This is a genomic window from Pandoraea pulmonicola, assembly GCF_000815105.2.
In the GTDB taxonomy this organism is placed as follows: domain Bacteria; phylum Pseudomonadota; class Gammaproteobacteria; order Burkholderiales; family Burkholderiaceae; genus Pandoraea; species Pandoraea pulmonicola.
In genome coordinates this window covers 1,157,306-1,177,970 of sequence record NZ_CP010310.2, presented here as the reverse complement: position 1 = coordinate 1,177,970, position 20,665 = coordinate 1,157,306, and the positions used below count along the sequence as shown (strand labels likewise).

At 64.1% G+C, this 20,665-nt stretch carries 15 protein-coding genes; all 15 read right to left on the bottom strand.

Annotated elements, in window-relative coordinates; all coding sequences use genetic code 11:
* Window positions 1-5: 5 nt before the first annotated feature.
* Window positions 6-1,400, bottom strand: a complete 1,395-nt coding sequence (locus RO07_RS05335; RefSeq protein ID WP_237171378.1) for an ATP-binding protein — start codon at window positions 1,398-1,400, stop codon at window positions 6-8.
* Entirely contained in the window at window positions 1,382-5,656 is a 4,275-nt protein-coding gene (locus RO07_RS26415) for a contractile injection system tape measure protein (protein ID WP_237171440.1), read from the bottom strand. The genes RO07_RS05335 and RO07_RS26415 overlap by 19 nt, the downstream gene beginning before the upstream one ends.
* Window positions 5,657-5,724: 68 nt before the next feature.
* Window positions 5,725-8,343, bottom strand: a complete 2,619-nt coding sequence (locus RO07_RS05315; RefSeq protein WP_039408693.1) for a hypothetical protein — start codon at window positions 8,341-8,343, stop codon at window positions 5,725-5,727.
* On the bottom strand, window positions 8,340-8,684 hold the full coding sequence (locus tag RO07_RS05310; protein ID WP_039408690.1) for a hypothetical protein: 345 nt from the start codon (window positions 8,682-8,684) through the stop codon (window positions 8,340-8,342). The genes RO07_RS05315 and RO07_RS05310 overlap by 4 nt, the downstream gene beginning before the upstream one ends.
* Window positions 8,681-9,499, bottom strand: a complete 819-nt coding sequence (locus RO07_RS05305; protein ID WP_115088907.1) for a hypothetical protein — start codon at window positions 9,497-9,499, stop codon at window positions 8,681-8,683. Before RO07_RS05305 ends, RO07_RS05310 begins: the two co-directional genes overlap by 4 nt.
* Window positions 9,471-13,244 (bottom strand): baseplate J/gp47 family protein, encoded by a 3,774-nt coding sequence (locus tag RO07_RS05300; protein ID WP_218919080.1) that lies wholly within the window; start codon window positions 13,242-13,244, stop codon window positions 9,471-9,473. Before RO07_RS05300 ends, RO07_RS05305 begins: the two co-directional genes overlap by 29 nt.
* Window positions 13,245-13,304: 60 nt before the next feature.
* Complete coding sequence (locus tag RO07_RS05295) at window positions 13,305-13,748, bottom strand: GPW/gp25 family protein (RefSeq protein ID WP_039408681.1); 444 nt, start codon at window positions 13,746-13,748, stop codon at window positions 13,305-13,307.
* Window positions 13,749-13,763: 15 nt separating this feature from the next.
* A complete protein-coding gene (locus tag RO07_RS05290) occupies window positions 13,764-14,066 on the bottom strand; it encodes a PAAR domain-containing protein (RefSeq protein ID WP_039408679.1) in 303 nt (100 codons plus the stop codon).
* A 74-nt stretch (window positions 14,067-14,140) separates the two neighbouring features.
* On the bottom strand, window positions 14,141-15,931 hold the full coding sequence (gene vgrG, locus RO07_RS05285) for a type VI secretion system tip protein VgrG (protein WP_039408676.1): 1,791 nt from the start codon (window positions 15,929-15,931) through the stop codon (window positions 14,141-14,143).
* 15 nt (window positions 15,932-15,946) lie between these two features.
* Window positions 15,947-16,630 (bottom strand): CIS tube protein, encoded by a 684-nt coding sequence (locus RO07_RS05280; protein ID WP_039408673.1) that lies wholly within the window; start codon window positions 16,628-16,630, stop codon window positions 15,947-15,949.
* Between the two features lie 3 nt (window positions 16,631-16,633).
* Complete coding sequence (locus RO07_RS05275; protein ID WP_039408671.1) at window positions 16,634-16,828, bottom strand: DUF5908 family protein; 195 nt, start codon at window positions 16,826-16,828, stop codon at window positions 16,634-16,636.
* A gap of 52 nt (window positions 16,829-16,880) precedes the next feature.
* Window positions 16,881-17,345, bottom strand: coding sequence for a phage tail protein (locus RO07_RS05270; RefSeq protein ID WP_039408667.1), 465 nt, complete (start codon window positions 17,343-17,345; stop codon window positions 16,881-16,883).
* A gap of 106 nt (window positions 17,346-17,451) precedes the next feature.
* A complete protein-coding gene (locus RO07_RS05265; protein ID WP_039398341.1) occupies window positions 17,452-17,910 on the bottom strand; it encodes a phage tail protein in 459 nt (152 codons plus the stop codon).
* Between the two features lie 105 nt (window positions 17,911-18,015).
* Window positions 18,016-19,725, bottom strand: a complete 1,710-nt coding sequence (locus tag RO07_RS05260; RefSeq protein ID WP_039408664.1) for a phage tail sheath family protein — start codon at window positions 19,723-19,725, stop codon at window positions 18,016-18,018.
* Between the two features lie 22 nt (window positions 19,726-19,747).
* Window positions 19,748-20,662 (bottom strand): hypothetical protein, encoded by a 915-nt coding sequence (locus tag RO07_RS05255; RefSeq protein WP_147284544.1) that lies wholly within the window; start codon window positions 20,660-20,662, stop codon window positions 19,748-19,750.
* Window positions 20,663-20,665: the final 3 nt, after the last annotated feature.

Here is a 20,665-nt window from a genome sequence, read left to right as displayed (position 1 = left end):
TCATATCAGATCGTGCGTCCTTCTTTGATGTGTTCGCGGCGGATGGCACGCAGCAAGTCGGCCTGCGAGACGGTATCGCGTCCGTCGCGCTCGGCCCACATCACGGCGTGCCGGGCGACGTTGAGCAGCGCGCCGCCGGAGAGCACATGGGCGGCGGCCAGCGCAGGCAGATCGACGTCCGCCGCCAGCCCCCGGCGCTCGGGAAAGAGGTTGTGCCAGAGTTGCAGGCGTTGCGCGTCGTCCGGCATGGGGAAGTGAATCGCGCTCTGGAAGCGCCGCGCGAATGCCTCGTCGATGTTGCCCTTGAGGTTGCTCGCGAGCAGAACCACGCCGGGATAGTCCTCGATTCGCTGGAGCAAATACGCGACCTCCTGATTGGCATGACGGTCGTTGGCGCTGCTGCCTTCGGTACGCTTGCCGAAAAGCGCGTCCGCTTCGTCGAAGAACAGGATCCAGCGCTTGTTCTGGGCTTGATCGAAGACGTTCGCCATGTTCTTCTCCGTCTCGCCGATGTACTTCGAGACGATCTTCGACAGGTCGATCCGGTAGACGTCGACGCCGGCGGCCTTCCCGAGCAGCGTGGCCGTGAGCGTCTTGCCCGTGCCGGGCGGCCCGTAGAACAGTGCGCGGAAGCCCGGCTTGACCATGCGGTCCAGTTGCCAGCGGCGCATGACGGCGTCGCCACGGTCGAGCCACTGACGGATCTGTTCGATTTCTTCGACGACTTCCGGCGTCAGCACGAGGTCGCGCCAGTCGTGTCGCGTGGTAATGCGTTTCGCGGGAAAGCCTGCGCTGTAGTCCGGCTTGTGCTCGCGCCCGGAGGTGCTTCGCTCCAGAAAGTCGCGCTCGATGTGCAGTGCGGCGGCCAGCGCCGGCTCGCCGTCGGCACGGCGCTCCAGCCGCAGAATCGGCGTGCGGGCGAAGATGTGATCCGCATCGAACAGTTCGAGGATTTCGAAGCGACGCGACAGCTCGTCACCCGCGAGCACGAAGGCTGCCGTCTCTCCTGTTGGCAGCAAGCCGGTATGATGCTGGGCGCGCCATCCGCCGAACTCCGTGAATTGACGCTCGGTATTCCTGTTCTGCGTGAACAGCAGATCGAGCGCCTGCGGGCGGACGTGCGGCAACATGGCGAGCATGATGACGACACGCGCGTCGAAGTCGTCGGCAAGACCGTAGTCGACGAGCGCCCGCGCGAACGGGGACGGATCATGCGTCAGGTCCGGTGGCGTATGAATGTGAATATCGTGCGGCACGCCTTCATGCATGAAGTAGGCGTGCAAACGCGTCTCGAGTACGGCGCCGAACCATGCGATTTCGCGTGAAAGGCTCTCAGCGTTGGAAACCAGCGCGTTCATGGTGGTCGCAGTCGTCGTGGACGTCATGCCCAATTCACCCATAGCGTTTTCTCCATCCACGACAGGCGGACCGTGGAAATACTCCATGGCAGGCGTGCCAGCAGTACGTCCAACGTCACCCGGCGAATGTCGAGATGCCAGCCGTCCTCCGCGAACGACAGACGGCCTTCGCGTTGCAAAAACGTTTCCCGCAGGCCGGCGCGTGACGTATTCCCCAACGCGGACCAGTGCTGGATCATGACGTCGATCATCTGATCGCACATCCTGGCTTCGTCGTCGGTAATGTCCAGATGACGTGCCACCGGCGTTTCAAAAGGCACGCCGCAGAGCAGCTTGTGCATCGTCAGCGCGTGCTCGGGGACATCGGTCAACCCCGTGCCGGCGTAGTGCAGCAACAGGACGGCGCGATGCCCGGCGGCCTCGTCGACGAAACCGCGCTCGTTCTTGAGGCCGAGAAGCTCCCACAGGCGAGACAGGAACGGCCATGCCAGCACGATCCCGGCATGGGGGACCACGGCGTCGACCGGTGCTGCCGGTGCTTCGCTCCGGTTCGATGCGACCGGACTCATGTCGATGCCCGTTTGCTGTTGGATCCGGGCAGCGAGCGCCGGAGGGACGGAAACGTTTGAGCGACGCGCCAGCGTCGCCACCAGCGATCCCGCGAAGACTGCGGCATCGAACGGACGCTGCGGCGCGAAGAGCCACGAGAAGAGAAACGACCAGCGCACGCGCTGCAAATCCGCGAGCGGGACGGTTTCGGCAGTCGTCGCGAACAATTCGGTGATGTCCGAGGCGACACGCAGCATCTGCGCCACCTGCGGCGTGTCGCGCGACGACAGACGCGCAATACCGGGCCAGAGCGGCTGCGGAATCAGATCCAGCCAGCGCTCGGCCAGAGCCTCGTCGTCGGCGGCCAATGCGATGACCGGACGCAGTGTGTGCGCCCCCGAATAGACGGACTGCCGCAGCCAGATGTCGAGGCCCGATGGTGGCGGATGCCCCTGCCGGAACGCCGCGGAAGTAAGGTAGTCGATGAAGTCGTCTGGCATGGCGGGAGGACGGTGCTCGGATTGCGCAGGCAATACAGGCGAGGTGCCGGTGAGTTCGTCAGCGGTTTGGAGCGGCGGGGTCTCACGTTCGTGCGGCGGCGCCGGTGGGAAGCTAGTGGTGTCCACCGACGTTTCGGCCTCCGCCAGCGCGACTTCGCTCAGCACGTCGAGCTCCAGCACGGTGTCGTTGGCGAGCGCCCCCGCGACACTCGCGTAGTAACGAGCGACGGCATCCGAGCGCGTCGGTGCGACGTCGGGTGCTTGAGCGGCGATCGATTTGTGCAGCATGTCCCGATGCACGTCGGGAATCCCATCGCTCATGGCGATCATCGTCTCGACGACGGCACGCCAGTCGTTCGCGGACAGATTGCCCTCGCCGCCAATCAATGCCGATTTCGCAGCGGCGAGCGTGCTTTGAAGCATCGCCCGTTGCGCCTCGGACAGGTGCGATGCCTGCCGGATCAGATCGCCGCCCTGCGGCAGAACCTCGTTGCGGCGACGGACAACGGTGAGCAGCGCTGCGGTCGGCGCCTTTCGTTCAGAGAGGCTCGCGACGGCGACCGGACGAGATGCTTCTGCGTCGTGCGGCGTCGAGAGCCCTGTCGTGTCGATAACGTCGATAACATCGCTGGCATCATTGGCGTCATTCGACGTTTCAGCGCTTGCCGACTGGCGAACCTCGTACACGTGAGGTGCGCTATCGGACAGGGATTGCCGCGAAAGCCAGAGACCCACGGCCCGGTGTTGCCACGGTAGCGACACGGCACTACGCGCGACTTCGCTCAATCCGTCGGGTGTGATGAACGGGGAGGGTGTAACGGAACGGCCATCGATCAGGCGCTTGAACAAGCGCCGCCAGACGAGGCGCTTCCATTGGATAAAGTCAACCGAGGTCGGGACGCTCGAAGGCGGTGGATCTGTTTGGTCCATATAGCGTGCGTCTTGCTCGCGAGCTTCTACCCTCGCCTGCACCTCGTTGACGTCGATTCGTCCGCCGGATGACGTTGCGCGCTCGGCGCTTTCCCACCGCTCTGCTACCTGAGGCGAGACTGACCGATCTTCCCGACGCACCAGGCCAACGGAGAGTGCCGAGAACGCGTGCCAGAGCGACGAATTCGAAGCGTCGAGCGCTGTCGCCAGATCGGCGAGCATGCCTTCCGGGAAGCTCTCGACGACGCGCATCAATATCGTGTCGTACTTCGCATAATGCCGCCAGACTTGCGCCAATGCCGCACCGTCGTCGGCCAGCCACCGTTGCCAGTCGTCGACAAGCGAAGCCGGCGATCCGCTCAGCATGGCGCGAAGGAGGCTGTCGAGACGCGCATTGGACAGGGATGGCGTCTGAGGCACATGGACGTCGCTCGCCGGAGCGATCTCAGGAATAATCGACTCGGCAGCGCCGGATCGACGGCCTTCGTCTGACGACGTATCCGTATCGGTCGAGGTGATCGGCTCGACGGCCTCTGCCAGACGACGCGGGCTGGTCGTCGCGACGCGCATCTCTCGCCCTGTCTTGCGTTGAACGTCCAAGGCGGGAGGGAGCTCCTCGATCAACATCGCCAGTTCACGACGCCATGCGCGCCGCCACTCCCATGCCGAGCTCACATTCTCACTCGCGGTTGAGTTCTCCGACAGGCGGCGGGGCGCGTGAGTTTGACCATCGGGTATGCGCGTCAACAGGAGTGCCAGCATGTCCTCGAGCATGGAGGCAGGAAACCTCGAAGCGATCTGCTCGCGTAAATCCGCCACCGACGCATAGCGACGCACCGCGGCGAGCAACAAGTCCGGTTCGTGCGCTACCAGTTCGGGCCAAACGTCATACAGCGAGTGGGCATGTCCTCGCATGAAGGCCACCGCCAGCAACTTCTTCAGACGTTCGCGCGAGGCTTCGTGAAGCGCGATGTTCACGTCTCGCGTCGGTTCGTCCGGTGTCGGCTCGAATCGTTGGGATGCGATGGCCGCACTTGCACTGTCGTCTTCGTTCTGCGCTTCCGTGTCTTCGGAGCGATGCACGATCCCCGCGTCTTCGTTCTCCGCAATGCCGTGGATCGACCGGGCGATCCGGTGCAGCGCATCGACCATCGGCCTGCTCGTGTCAATCAGGTCGCGGCCGACGTCGATCAACTGCTTGATCGCGTGGGTGCGACTCAGCGCATCGTCTTCGCGGGACGGGACACTCACACTCCGCAATGACAACACCGCCAGCCAGATCTCGTGCCAGGGCATTTCACGCGCGCCTGCCGAAGCCGTCGACAGACCCGCGGCAATCAGCCTCCCCTGCGAAGCCAGTCGTGCCTGCACACGCGAAGCGACCGGCCATGCCGCCTGCGTCAGCAATCCATCGAGCGAATCGAGATCACGAAGCCATGCCCCAGCTTCTCGCGGAAGCAGCGCATGTATCAGAGCGCCAACGCTACCGGCTGAAAACTGCAGGGTCAGTCGCTGAATCAGCCTGTCCGGCGACGCGTGGGCGCGGAGTTGCTGACGGAGCTTTGCAACGTCCCCTCCGGCCAACACACGAGCGAGCAGACGGTCGAGCGGATCGGTCGACACGGCGACGGATCGCCGTTCGTGCGTGCCATCCCTGCCTCGCCCGCGCTCATCGGAATTCGACACCGCCTTGGCGGACGACATCCCGCGATTCCGCCCCCCCACCTCGGACGCCCCAGGTGTCCCGGGTGTCGCGGACGCCCCAGATGCTCCGGGTGTTCCGGGTGTTCCGGGTGTTCCGGGTGTTCCGGGTGTTCCGGGTGTTCCGAGTGTTCCGGGTGTCGCCGGTGTCCTTGGTGCCCCCGATATCTCGAATGCCTCATTGGCCTCAGATAGCTCAGCGCCCTCAAGCGCCCCGCTCCCCGGGACCGTTCGTCCGTCGATCAGAAACGCCATCAGATCGGCGACATCCGCATCGGCCTGCGAAGCAAATCGATCGACCTTCGGCTCGCCGACAACACCGCCCGGGTACGCAGGTCTTTCGGGTGCCATGTCCAATGCCTCGGTCACCGGACGGTTCCCCGCCGCAACGTGCCATTCACGATCCCCCGGATGAAAACTCAGTACGTCGGCAAGCGCCTGCGCCAACCGCTGCGCGAGCACATCCGGCAGATCCTCGACGGCAACCTCGCCGAGATCGACGTCGAGCCGGTCGATCCGGTAGACGTCGGTGTCGGAAGGCGCGTCGTCGAGCACCGTGGCCATGATCGGCAGAAGATGGTCGACGACCAGGGCGCGCAGCGGCTCGCCTTGCGACATGGCCAGCGCCCCCGACGCAAAGGTCAGGTCGAAGTCGAGCGTTCGGATCCGATGGCGCGCCTGCATCGCTAGACCCACAGCGTCAGATTGTGCGCACGACGTCTGCGCATGAGCAGCGCACGCAAACTGGCGCTCGCGGCATCCAGCCGCTCGGCAGTCGTCGCCGTCTCCCGTTCACGCAGCCGCGCGCGCCAGAGGCTGTACCGGTGCTCGAAGTCGCGCATGGCGACGTAATCGAGCCAGTGAAACTCCGGCAGCAGGTGCGCCGGCAAGTTTCGGCAGACCGTCTCCTGCGCCAGCAGCCGAAAGTCGGGATCACTGAATCTCGCGGTCCACGCGGGGAATACAACGCTTACACGCGCATTGAAAAACGACGCTTCGTCGTGCGCCGTAGCGCCCTCAGTGCCCTCGTCGCTACCGTCCGCAGCCGAGGCATGGCGCGGACGCAGCAATACGTGCTCCACCAGATAGAAGCCCTCGGACTGCTGGCTCAGTTCACACAGGAACTCGCGCAGTATCTCGACATACCGGTCGGCGAACGCCACGGCCTCGTCGCCCTGAAAGCGGGCCAGTTGCACCTCTCCGGCCGGGTCACCCCCCAGGCGTGCATCATGCGTGCGGAAATGGACGTGTACGGCGTCGCCATGTTGCCTGAGCACATAGTTTTCCAGCCGAACGCCATGCACGAGGAGCCCGCCGGGCAACATGTCGCCCGGCGCCGCGCGGGCTTCGCCCTTGTGTGCGCCCCCCGCCGGAAGCTCGCCTTGCGACTTGAGGACGATGAGCCGCGCCGCTGCGTGTTCGTAGCTTTCCTTCGTAGCCGCGCGATCGGGTTGCAATCGAAGATGCCAGCGCAATAACGCGTCGCTGAGCGGAGCCCGCGGCGGTTCGGCAGGCAGTCCCAGCAAGATGGAAATCTTGGCGTGCACGCCGGCGATGTTGGCACGGCCGTCGGGCCGAAAGTCCGGCGCCGTGATGTCGAATGCGCAAGCGCGATCCCGGGAAAGCGTGGCGATGTGCCGCAGGAAGTCCAGCTTGTTGTCGATCAACCAGCGCGCACCGTGCTCGTCCTGATAGTCGTCGAAGCGGCGCAGCGACTTCTGCGAGTACGTCTCGCCGTACATGGCGAGCAGCACGTCGAGCAACCGGCTGCGACGGTCCTCCGCACGGTCCTTTCTCGACACGATGTGTTCGAGTCGGCTGCGTACCGCGGCGGGGGCGTCGGTATAGAACGCTTCAATGTCCGGTAGCGCGTCGTTGTCGATCGTCTGCGAAAAGTACGTCTCGTACAACTTGTCGACGGAGAACATCCGTCCGACCGATTGCAGGTTCTCGAGATAGTTCGCCATCAGTTGCTCGGCCAGATACAGATACGCCTTGAGCTGATGTGCGCTGACGCGATTGGCGAGCGGCGCCGTGGGGAGCACGCCGAAACGATTGATCCCGTAGATCGCAGGAAACTGATGCTGGATGGAAAAGTAGTCGCGCAGCACTCGCTGCCGGCCTTGCGGCGCGGGGACGATGCCGGTGACGGACTGCCTGGTGTTGCGCAGCGTATCGAACTCGAAGCGCGCCTTGGCGAGCGCCACGCGGGCGTCGTCGAGCACGACCCGCGACTTTTCCTCGCGGCGGTGGTCGTTGCCGCCGTTGCCGGTGCTTGACGAATGCCCCCGCGTGCCATTGCCCATTGCTCCACTGGCGAAATGCAGCCGGAGAAAGTTGCTTTGCGCATCTCCCGGAAACTGGAGCCGCAGCACCGCGCCGGATGCTCCCGTCACACTGTCGCCGTTCACCGGCGAGCCATCCGCGTTGCACAACGCCAGACGCTGGACATGCGCCACGCCGTCCACGGCCTGCACCAGCCCCACGAGACGCGCGATGGTCACGGGCGCCCCCTGCGCCTGTGCGCCGGTACTGGCGATATACCCATGCGCGGTGCGCGGCCCCGCAAACAGGGTTTCGAGCGGAACGCCGGCGTCGAATGCCTTCACGTATCGCTCGACCCTGAAGCCCGAGTGCACGGCGCGGGCGCACTGAAAGAAGATGTCCGCGAAGATGGATGCCGGATCGCGCTCGCTGTGGATCTGAACTTCCCCACTCAGATACACCGGGTGCACGGGTACGACGACGACATCGGAGAGGTCTTCCCCCAGATTCCTGTGCGCGTGGAAGACCTGCCGCACGTGCAGACACACCGCCGCTTCATGCCTGGCACGCGTCTGGGCATCGGCGTTGTCGTGCAGCGCATCGTTCAGCTTGATGGCGATGCGGCATAGCCCGTGCGCGGGACGCCCCGTCGCGCCGGGGCGATCGTCGCGCGTGAGCCATACGTCTTCCAGTTCGGGGATGGTGTCGTAGAGCAGCTTGCGATAGTCATCGAACGTCAGGACCTCGCTCGGGAAAATCTCGTCGGCCGGGTGCAGCGCGTGACGCGGGTAATCGATCTGCCCATCGTCGCCGACCAGATAGTCCTCCGGCGGAAAGTCGGACCGATACCCCAGTTCGGTGATGGCGTAGCACAATTGCTCCAGAATCGTGACGCCCGGGTCGTGCAGGTTGTAGTCGGTCCAGCGGTCGCCGCACAGCGCCTGCAATGTGGAGATGCCGGCCCGGCGCAGCGCATCGAAGTCCAGCCCATGCGGATCGGGCCGGTCTTCGTGACGGGCGATGGACTCGGGCGCGTTCATTGCATCCTCGTGCCAGGCATACGGCGTACGCGTTCCGCCGACACGCCATCGCGGACATTGCGCGCCGCGTGCAACTGCGACTTCAGGTCGTCGATCAGTGCATGCACGCGGTGATACGGCAACTGGCCGAGCGCTTCCACCATCAGCGCAAACGCGGACGCGTCCAGCGAACACACCACCGCGGCCCCCGGGGACACGGCGTTGGCTTGCCGGTTCAACAGGCCGATCAACTCGAAGACCCGCTTGAACGGCAGTTCGCCGAGCGCGGCCATGAGCAACTGCGCGTCGTTGGCTTCGATGACGATGTCCACCGTCAGGGGCATGGCGTTGGCGTCGCTCATTGGGCCCCCTTCGGTTCCGGGTCCGTCGCGCTGCCCGCCATCTCCGGATCGAACCACAGCGTTGTCAGGTAATACGTCACCCATGTTCTGGGGGCGCCGGCCGCATCGCGCGTCGGATCGTACGGACAGCCCACGCGCATTTGCAGCACGTAGCTGTGCTTCGCGCCGTCCGGAGCATCCGCCCATTGCAGTTGGAGACGGTTGCACTTGCTGCCGAAGTGCGACTGACGGTAGTCGATGTCGCCTTTGCCGTTGTAGGCCATGACCGCATAGGCATGCATCAGCGCGAACTTGCCGCTGCCGCGCTTGCCCACGCCAGCCGTGATCTCGAACGCCTGACAGCCCGTGAGCGGATCCGTGATGTCGTGCCACTTGCCGTCGGCCGGCACGGCGCGTGCGCCGGGGCGACCGCGCCGTCCGTCGGCAACCACGCGGCCGGAGACGTCCAACTCGAAGGTGGCTGCCCGAGCCGATTTGTCCGCCGTCGCGTCGCCGCTCGCCTTGTCCAGCTGACGCAAGGTGAGCGCCGTGGGATTGTCGCCATTGCCGAACGCCAGCCCGCCCGCCTCTCCGTCGAGCTGAATCGTCCAGATCGGGCTTTTCAGATCGATGTTCTGATAGAAGCTCAGCAGCTTGCCCTGATTAAGCTGCGAGACCTTCAGCCCGTCGACGGGCGTCTTGTCGAAGCCCTCGTCCACGATATTGAGCATGGAGTCGATCAGTTCCGAGAATGCCGTCGCCGAGGGCATTTCGCCGTTGCCGAACTTGCGCCGCAGGGTGTCCCGGTTACGCCGGGCGAACGGTTTTCCATTCATGGTCGTCATCCGAAATGATGAAGGTGGTGCCGATTTCCAACTGACTCAGCGTGGTCGGCACGCCCTCGTAGTCCTTATCGTCGTCTACCGCTTCGATGGCGTGATGCGCCGCCGGAATCGCAATGCTCCACGGGTACAGCGGGAAAATGTCGGTCTGCGGCCCCGTCGTGCCGCCGGCCTGACGCGCGGTATCGAACAGCGTGAACGTCTGCATGTCGGTCGCGGCCAGCTCGGCGGCGTCGGCCGTCGAGGACACCGCGGCAATACGCAACATCGAGAACCCCGAGACGTATTGCACATACGGCAGCGATCCGATGTAAGCCTCGATGTCGTGTTGGCGGATGCACCAGCCGAAGTGCGTGCGATATCCGGCCCCGTCCTGCCACGGGGTGAGAAAGCGGGAAAGCGCGTCGTTGAGCAGCGTCAGGTAATGGCCGTTGCCTGCCCGCTCGGTGAAGCGTACCTTGCAGCGGACCTGAATGCGCTCATAGACGGGGTTCTCGACGGAAACGCTCGCCCACGGCGACGACAGGGCGTTGGCGAATTCGGCGATTTGCTGGACGACGTTGCCGTCGAGCATCGGCATCTGCTCGCCATCCCGGGTCGCGGGCCAGTACGGCAACGGCACGATGAGCGCCTGCCCGGGCCGCACGCAGTCGTGCGGGCCATGCTTCGTCGAGAGGTTCGCGAAGCACTTCACTTTGTAGACCTCGGGAAAGGCTTCCAGAATCAGGGATTCGAAATCGGCCGGCGTGACGGCGCGCTGCTTGTGACGCAGACGTTCGCTCACCCGCGTGCGCATCTGTTCACGGGTCTCCTGTGCGCGGCCGCCGCACGACGGCAACGGCTGCGTGACGGACACGATGCCCGGCAGCGGGCGGCGGCTGCGCGTGATCGTTCCTGCCGGCAGCACCATCGGCACCGTCTGCGGGACATCCTCCCCTCGCTGGACCTGCACCGCCTGCGCATGCACGGCATACAGACTGCAGTACTTCTCCATGTCCCGGTCGGCACTGATCCGAAGCCAGTAAAGGCCATCGGGCATAACGGAATTCCGGTTTCCGATATCGGCCGGCACACGCAGCGTCACGATCCCCGAAGTCATCAACCGGTGTGTGCTGTCGGTCAGGATGTCGCGACGCGAGAGCGGCTTCCAGACGTTGTCCGAGAGATAGCTCCAGCGCAGTCCGGTGGCGTGTGCGTCGTCGAGCGTCCCATCGGTGGCCGCGCAGACCGGACGGGAGTCTTCGCGCAACTGGAACAGCAGCGTCAACGTGTCGCCCGGGTCGTCGCCATCGATGCCGATGTAGAGATTGCCGGCATCTTCGAACCGTGGCAGCAACTCGGGCGCCGGGTAGCTCGTCATGTCGAGCGTTTCCCAGCCGGCGGGAAGCAGATGGAGGAAGCGGCCGTCCTCGTCTCGATTGGCTATTCGATCGACGCTGATCGCCCCCGTCGCGGCATAGTCGAACGAAATCGTGTTCACGATGGGCGTGTAAGGCGCGCGTGGCATGGGACGCGCCCGGCGCCACATGCGCTTGCGCGCGTTCGCGAGCATGGACGTCGACAGGGTCTGCGCGTACGCGTCATGGCCGAAGGCAAATGCCGGTGCCGCGAACGTGAACTTGAAAAACCCGTTCTTCGCGCCGGGCCCCCATGTCAGTGGATGGGCCGGACTCACGCCGGCGTCCGGCTCGAACAGATGCGCGAGCGATCCGGCCTCCCACACGATGGAATTGTCGATCCGCTCGCCCTTGCCGGGCGTCACACGCGTGTGGAACAGCGGCACGACCGGACGCGGTGCGTCTCCCGCCGGCAGCCAGCCGCCCTTGGCCAGCACCTCGACCGATGCCAGATAGTCGTCATTCGTCAGACGCACGTCGTAGCCGTCGTACCAGGTGCCGAAGCCGCCCGCCACACGAGGCAAGTCCGCCCACTCGATGCGCAGGCTGAAGCGCGTGATGCGCTTGGACGCCATCTCCGTACTGCCGACCACCAGATAGCTGCCGAGGCGCGGAATCGGTCCGAATGGCGCAAACGGCGTCGCGGCACTCAACTGGCCGATGTTGTTGTACAGCACCAGATCGCGGCAACCGCGGGCTTCGACATCGATGCGCGCGCCGGTTACCGGGAGATTGCGCAGCAGGCCGTAGGGAAACAGATACGCGCCGGGATTGATAATGCACCGGACCAGCGGCGTGTCGACATCGAACGCCTCGCCGTGCAGCGCCGGGGAATAGCGCACGACGGATGGCGCTTGCGGCGGCAATGCGAAACTCAGGCGCATCTCCCGACCTTCGAGTCTCGGCACATAGCCCGCGATCTCGATCCAGCCGGTCTCGCCGGTCAACGCGACCGAAAACAGGCTGCGCAGAATCTTGAGATAGAGATCCTGACGTCGGAGATGCATCTCGTCGAACGTTTCGCCGACGCCTTGCCTGCCGCCGAAGACCGCATCGGCGACCTGCCCCAGCCGCGTGACGAGGCTGTCGTCGGCGAAGGCGATCGTCAGCGTGACGACCCGCTCGCCTTCCTTGAGCAACAGCACCTTGCTGGCCAGTGCGAATCCGATTCGCGCCGCGCCATGCAAACTGATGCCCGCACCGGGTTTGGGCGCCCCCAGGATCGGCCACGCCTTCGAATGATCGACGCCGGGCGGCGCACAAGGCACCTCGTCGAACCACGCGGCGGTCGGCCACTTCCGTGCGTTTTGCCCGGCATCGGGGTCTTCCGGCAACAGGTTCTCCGGCATGCTGTAGCCGTTGTGGTCGAGGTAGAGCGTCTGGACCCGGCTCACGCGGGCGCCGGTTACGCACAACTCGTCTTGCGACCGGTACAGGATGTCGCGACCCTGAGCATCGATTCCCGCCGGGAACACGGTGCCGGCCGGCACCACCACGTCCTTGGCGTCCGGATTGCGTCGCAGGACCAGCCATGTGTGATCCGGCACCACACCGCGCGGCACGCTGCCGAGCATGCGTTCGTAATAGAAGTCGATGAACTTCTGCGTGTAGCCGTTGAGCTTGCTCTGGAGTTTCTCGAACTGCTTGACGAAGGCGATCAGCAAACCGACGGCCGGATCGTGATTGCCGCTGTGCAACGACGCCGGCAACCGGGTCAACGCCTCCTTGCGCACCATCTCGATGGCTTTCATGTATGCATGAAAGTCGGCGCGCACGTCGGCTTTGCTCAGGGCGACTGGTGTGGGTGCCTTGGCCGTCGCGCCGTCTTCGGCCGCGTCTGCAATCACGGACGTCGAGGCTTCCATCCATACGGGGTCGAGCGCCGAGCGCAGCTGCAACGATTCCAGCGCGCGGAGCACCCCGGTCTCCCGCCGACTCAATTGCATGATGACGGCGCGCAGCACCGTGCGCAGACCGAGTCCGTTATCGCTTCTGGCCTGCGAAAGTGCCTCGTACCACGCGTTGAGCGTCTCGATCAGTTCGGGCACGGGCGACGCGCCGAGCATCGAGCGCAATCCGGCGTCCGTGCCGCTCACACCGTCGTATTCGGGCGTGTCGCGCCACCATCGGGCGAACCGTTCCGTCTCGCGCGTCAGATCGAACGCGAGGATACGGCTCATGACCACCGTTTCATCGGCGCGAAAGAACGGCGACCAGTCGCCTTCGGGCACGTCCTGCGCGTTATGGAATCGCACCAGCGAGGCGAATTCGACGACGATGTCCAGCAGTTCGTGAAACGTCATCTCGTCGAGATGGAAATAGCCGTCCTGCAATGGGGGCAAGGCCCGCATCGCCTGACTGGTTCCATCCCGAATGATGAGATTGTGCATCGGCTGGCGTCTTTATTCCGGCGACTCGATCTGCGCCTCCGGCACGTTGGTGCCCTCGAGGAAGTAGAACGGATAGACCATGTTGGTGCGCGTGTTCGTGCCGCGCACGGTGTAGTCGATCAGCACGTCGACACGGCCCTGGATGGCGTTCGACACATCGATGTCGATGCGCTCCACGGTAACGCGCGGCTCGAAGAACAGAATCGCCCGGTCGATCGCGTCGCGCATCTCGGTCATCACGCTCTCGCTGATTTCCTCGAAGACGTAAGCCTTGATGCCGCAGCCGAACGTGGGCTGCATGATTCGCTCGCCGGGCACCGTCGACAGGATGATGCCGAGGCTTTCCCGAATGTCCGTCTCCCCTTCGACCATTTGGGTGTGGCCACTGACTGCGCTGTCGCCGAAGCGCGGGGGAAACGACCAACCGGTGCCGAGAAACGATTTGTCTGCGCTCACGCGTTGCTCCCGGGTTTATCCACCGATCATCACCGTGGGACAGCCCATCACGATCGCCCCGCCGTGCGCGCACGTGTCGCCGACGCGGGCCGCGGGCTTGCCGCCGATCATGACGGTTGTCGATCCCATGACGATGCTGTCCGGCGGCCCCACGCACACACAGTTGTCCGTCACGACGGCGGCGGGCAGCTTGCCGACGAGCACCGTCGGTACGCATGGACCGATGATCGGCCCGCCGACGTGCGGGATCGGCGCGGGCACGGCGGGTGTCTGCATCGGACAGGTGTGCATGTCGGTCAGTCGGGCGGCCATCGGCATGGCGCGGTCTCCTTCGGTCGGTACTGCGTTCTGTGTGCCTCGTGTACTTCGTGCGCTTCGTGCGCTTCGGCGCGTCAGTTGATCATCACCAACGCGCCCTTGACCGTCGTCTGGCCGCTCGCCGACAACTCGGCCGTGGCCGAGCCCTTGGCGGTGAAACCGACGTTGGCGGTGCTGGTGATGTTGAGCGCTTCGCTTTTGATGTCGGCCTTGGCGGATTGCTCGATATTCCCGACGGCGCTGATGCTTACTTTCCCCTTCGCGTTGATGACGATGTCCTTGGGACTGTCGAGCGTGATGCCGTCGGGCGTCATCTGGATCTTGTTGTCGTTCTGGTCGGTCAGGCAGATCGACTTGGCGTCGTCGCTCATCTCGATGGTGTTCTTCTGCGGCGTAATGAGCGTGATGACTTTCTTGTCGTCGTCGAAGATGACCTTGAGCATCCCCTTTGTCCACAACGCCTTGGTGAAATTCTCGGCCGTCAGTTCGTACGGCATCTTGAGCTGACTGCTGTAGACGCTGCCCAGCACCACGGGATACGACGGATCGCCGTTCAGGTACCCCAGAATCACCTCGTCGCCGATTTCGGGGATGAAAAACGCTCCCACCCCCGACGATCCGTAGAAACTTGCCAGCCGCGCCCACACGCCAACCGTCTCCGCCTGCAACACCTGCACGGCGACCTGAATCCGGTACTGGTTCTCGGGGTCGGCATCGAGCTTCACCACCTTGCCGATCTGCAAGCCGCCCACGCCCGGCAGCAGGCCGGAGGCCATCACGTCTCCCGCGCCGCGGCGCTCCGAGAAACGCTCGGGCGACATGCCGAAGTCGACTTCCGTTATCCAGTTGCCGTCCGAGATGCGATGCTGCACACCGCTCACGAACACGCTGCCGCTGAATCGCTTGCCGACGCCGGCGATTTCGATCATCGTGCCGGGTTTGGCCAACGCGCTGCCCTGAAACGACATGCGCCCGCGAATCCGGGCGAGTGCCGCCCGCATTTGCGTGGCGTCGCTCCAGGACTTGAGGTCGTCGGACGGCACCGGCACCGTCGATTGCAGACGGAACGTCGACGGACCGACCACGCCGGCCAACGTCGATGGGCTCAGATTCCCCTGCGCATAGAGCGACGTCGACGACGAGGTCTGCTGCACCATCGCTTGCGTGCTCGGGTCCCATGCGGCGGCGACCACGCTTTGCAACTGCGTACGCGCGTCGATGTCCGCCGAAAACGACATGAGGTCGACGCCATAGGTCACCTTGAGCACGGCGGCGGCAGACGTCTGCGGCGCCTTGACGGAGACTTTGCCGTTGTCGTCCGCGATGACCAGCGCGCCGTTCGCCTCGGCGCGCAACAGCATGAAATCCCAGTCGGTGCTGTAGAACTGCACGATTTCCTTGTGCTGGGTGGTCGTCGCGGCGACCTCCGCCGTTGCCCCGGCCTTGTCGATCAACTGGCTGAGGATGTCGCTGTCCTTCATGTCCACGTAGTTGGCGTTGTTGCAGCCAATCGTCATCTTCACGGCCTTGTGCCGGCACTCCACGACCAGACGCGCTTCGTTCCTCTCCGAGATCCGGATGCTGTGACGGATCACCACGCCGTCGAAGATCTGCGTCGCGCTCGAACCGTATCCCGCGCTGATCGCAATGTCGGCCCCCGGCACGAAGGTGTCCAGATCGCTGACGGGAAAGTCGTTGTCCGGCATATCGCCGTCGAGGATTTCGATTCGAGCTTGGCACACACGCCCGACGGCGCGTTCGATGTCCACCGAAATGATGCGGATCGTGTCGGCCAGCGCACTGCCGCCGCTCGTGATCGTGAGCTTGAGTACTTCACTGGTCTTCAGCGCGGGAGAGTCGGCCATGTGATCGGATGAGACTCAGACGAGCGGTGGGAAGCGCAGCATCATGCCCGGCTCCAGCTTGCGAAAGCCGGTCAGGTCATTGATGCGCGCGACTTCGCGGTAATACGACGGATCGTTGTAGATACGGTTGCAAAGCAGCGGCAGGGTGTCGCCGGCCTTGACTTCCACCAGATGGCTCAGGTCCGGCGAACTGAGATTCGCGCGCAGCGAACTCTCCGTCGCGCTGACCCAGCCGACGACGCCCAGCGTCACGCGCGCGCGCAGCGGCTCGCCGGTGGGCTTGAACATCGTATAGTCGAGACCGATCGATTCGACCCGCCCGAAGAAAATAAAGGTGCCCCAGAGCAGACGCACGTAGTTCGGCTCGTGCTTCTTGCCGTCGTACTTGTAGATCACCGCCAGCATGGCGTCGATCATGTCCTTCACGCTGCGCGAGCCGGTGCCGTCGACCACGCCCGTGCCGTCGAGCACGAGATTTTCGATGGTGATGGTCTCGGGGCGCACGGCGCTGAAACGCGGCGTGGCGCTCGGTTGGCCCAGCGTCTGCTTCTTGTTGTATTCGATGCTCAGCTTGCGCTTGTAACCGACAGGGTTGATCAGCGCCTCGAACGGCGCGCGGCTGCCGTCCACGGAGATCTGTCCGCCGGAGACCGTGCACGGTGCGATGCTGAACTTGCGTCGTGTAAGACTCGTCGCCACGGCTTAGCGCTCCTTGGCCCGTTCGAGCATCTCGCGCACCAGCGTGCGGCATTCGGCGAGCAGTTCGGCGCGCGCCTGTTCGTCGAACGTGTACGAAACCGCGGGCTCGTCGTCCATCGATGCGGGCAGTCCAGCGTTGTCCGCCGCGCGCTGCACCACGGTCGACTTGATGCTCAGATGGCCAATTTCGATTGGCATTGCAAAATCCCCTGTGTGCACTGATCCCTAACTGATCCCTCACGGATCCCTGTTACGCCATGCGGGTCGAGTATGTGTAGCTCAGCACGATCTTCTCGATGGCCACTTCGTTCTTCATCGCGCCGAAACTCTCGATTTCCCACTTCACCGGATACGCATTCGCAAACGTCCAGATGCGGATCGGCAGATGCAATTCGTCGAGCAACTGCACCATCAGCGACTGCGGCCGGATCGGCACGATGAACTCGCCCTCGAACACCGAACGGCACCACATCACCAGCGGCGACGTCATCGCGGCAATGCCGCGCTTGAGCTCCAGATTCGGATGCTTGACGCCTTTCGGCAGCGTGTGCACGAACCGGTTCTCGCCGCCCTCGGGCACCGCCTCGGTGTCGACTTCCGTACCGATGCCGGAGACGTCCTGAAACGAGGCGTCGACAGCACCCGCCGTGGACGCGAACATCACGCGGAAGTGAAAAGCCGACGGCGGATAGGGATCGAAAGGCGATGAAGGCATGGCGTGCGAACGGGGAACACTCAGGCAATCGGGCTTGCGTGGAACGTCGAAAAACAACCGACACTGGCGGCCCGCGATGCGGGCTCACCAGTGCGGCCACGCCGGGTCAGCTGTTGGCGATCGTCAGACCTTCGTGCACGATCTCGATGGTCTCGATGGCGACTTCGTTGCCTTCGGACTTCAGATCGGTGCCCGTGATCTTGGTGGGCCACGCATTGGCGAGCGTCCAGACCATCGTCGGCTTGCCGGCCTCGTCGAGCAGGCTGATCGTGACGGGCACCCGCTTGATCGTGTTCATCTTGATCTGGTTGAACCAGTCCCAGAACTTGTTATCGGACTTGAACACGCCCTTCTTCATGGTCACGTTGCCGTACTTCTTCATGCCCGGCATCTTGATCACGGAGAACTCGGGGCTATCGCCATGGCGGTACTTGATTTCTTCGGACTGCACGTCGAGCCCGCTCACTTCCTGAAACGACATGACCTGCGAATCCCACTTCACCTGAAAGTAGAACTTGGGAAGGGGCCAAACCGTGGTGGATTGTTTCGAACCATCGTCTGCCATCACACACCTCGTCTATTGAATGCATGCGGAAAATGCCGGACCGCACGGTTGCACGATATTGCGCTCGCGTGCCGCACGGCCCAGGCGGATCGCGCCCGAGCGGACTCAGGATTTCTGCATCTGTTGCTGGAACGTCAACTCGATGAACTCGGCCGGACGGCTCACCGCCACCAGCACCGTCACCTTGAGCATGCCTTCGAGAATGTCCTCGCCAGTCATCGTCTCGCCCAGTCCCACGAAGACCTGGAAGGCATCTTCCGGACTTGCACCGGCGAGTCCGCCGCGCTTCCACACGCTGGTGAGGAAGTTGCGCACCATGCTCTTGATCGTCACCCACGTGTTGGCGGTGTTCGGTTCGAACACATACGCCTTGCAGGCCAGACGCAGCGACTCTTCGATCATGATCATCGTGCGACGCACGCTCAGGTAGCGCCAATCGAGACTGTTGCCGTCGAGCGTGCGCGCGCCCCAGACCAGCACGCCTTCGCCGATGAAACTGCGGATCGCATTGACGGACTTGCCGGAGGTCGGCACGTTAAGGTCTTCCTGATCGGCGTTGGAAATGTTCACGCTCGGCGACACGACGCCGTTCAGGCTGATGTTCGCCGGCGCCTTCCACACGCCGCGCGTGTTGTCGACGAGCGTGTACAGCCCGGCCATGCCTGCGGCGGGCGGCATCAGGTTGATTTTCTTCTGGAGCGCCTGAAGCACCTGCACGTAGACATTGCTGATAACGCTCAGTGTCTTGTGCAGCGTGGCGATGTCGTCCGTCGACATCGGGGCGGCGGCGTTGGTATCGCCACCGGCGGCTTTCGCTGCATCGGCGCCTGCATCGGCGGCAGGGGCGTCGGCCTTGGCCGCAGGTGCACCGCCGGTCAGCTTGGCGACAACTTCCTTGACCTGCGCGGCCTTCGCCTTGTCGGCGGGCGACGCCGTCGCCGGCGGATTGATCACTGCGTCAAGTTCCGCGGTGATCAGCGTCTGCAATTGCGCCACGTTGGAGATCTTCGTGAAGTCGAGATCCTTATCCGTGACGATCGACGTATTGACCCACGGATAGTAAGCCGCCCCGAAATCGAGGAACGACGTGCCGACGTCGTTGCGGAAGTTCGTGATGCAGTCGCCGCCCGGGGCCTGGCGATCCCACATGCCGTCGAACACGTCGAGGATGGCGAAGCGGTTGCGCATGGTGTAGCCGCAATGCTGGAGCATGTGGGTCTGCACCTTGGCGCAATCCTGACTCGACAGACGCACGGCGTCCGGCACGAGCACCATTGTCGGCTCCTGCTCCTTGACGAGCGCGTCGATGCCCGCAGTCAGCTTGGCCGAATCGACGTCGCCGTCCGCGTACGTGCCGACCGACACGATGTAGCATGGACCGCCGCCATTCTGGAAGAAGAACAGCATGCTGTAGTACAGCAGGTATTCCTTCGTTTGCGGCGTGAACTTGAACGGCTTGCGCGCGCCCACGGCGCCGATGAAGAGATCGGGAACAACGGGACGCGCAGGAGGGGCGGCGTCGCCACCGCCATCGGCCGGCGCGTCGCCCGCAGGTTTTTCGGCAGCCTTGTCGGTGGCCTTATCGGTGGCGACCGCGTCGAGCGAATACGTGGTCGGCGGCGGTCCACCGAAGTACATGAGGAATTCGGCCATCGAGCTGATACGCCACGGCGTACCCGCGAGCGGCGTGCCCTTGTTGTCGGCGAATTGCGTGTAGCCGATGAACGCGGGCACCGCCGTGGCGACTTCGACCACGGAATTGGGAAACGCGTTTTGCTCGACTACGTATACGCCTGGTGTTTTGTATTGCGCCATGAGTTCACCTCGGTCATCGATGTCAATTGATGTAGATCTCGGATACCAGTACTGCCCGGCTTTGCGCCGCTTGCTCAGCTTCCTGCGGTTTCTGCACCTTCGGCGTCTTCTGCGTCAGGCTGCCGATGTCGGCATTGGGCAGTCTCCGGATCAACACGCGTTCACCCGACCGGCCCCGTTCCCGCAACTGAAATCGCTGCGGGTATTGCTGCTGCATTGCAATCTCCTGCTCGCTCTCGAAGATCACCGCCTGACGCCCGCCCGGGCGCACCTCGCTGCCGGCGGTGACGAAGCTCACCTTCTCGTCCAGGTCGACGATGCTCAGCGCGCCGCTGTCCTGCGTACACACGTAGTAGTAGCGCCAGCAACTGGCGCGTGCGGCGAAGGTCGCGACGTAGTCGACGCCTGCGGCGTCAGCTCCGACGACGTGATCGGCGAGATCGATTTGCGCCACGAGCACCGGAGGGCTCACGCGGTCGGTGCGCTCAAGGTGGGATATGAGTTCCGGGGCGTCGACAGACATGGCGTCGGTGGCGCCCAGGCACGCATCCGCGTGCAGACGGCGCAGCGGTGTCGGCCCTTCGACAGCCACGCTCGCGCCGCTTCGGACGAAGTAGACCGACGACCTGTCGGACGATGCGGGATGCGTGTAGAGAGGGAAATCCGTGTCGCTGGCATACCACTTGAACGTCGCCACCGCATCGCCGGCCTTGATGCCCTGAAGCAGCACGTCGCGCCGGTTCGCTGCGCAAAATACCGCAACGCCCTGCCGGTGCGGGCGGACCAGCAAGTCGCGGCGGCGCATCCATTCCGTCGTCGCGGGCGTGGCGGCATGACGCAGCCACACGTGCGGCGTCGGCCAGTACGCGTGAGTGATGTCGACGGTGAATAGCCGTGTGTAGCCCGGCCCCCCCATCGCGGCAGCAGACGTAGCCATGCC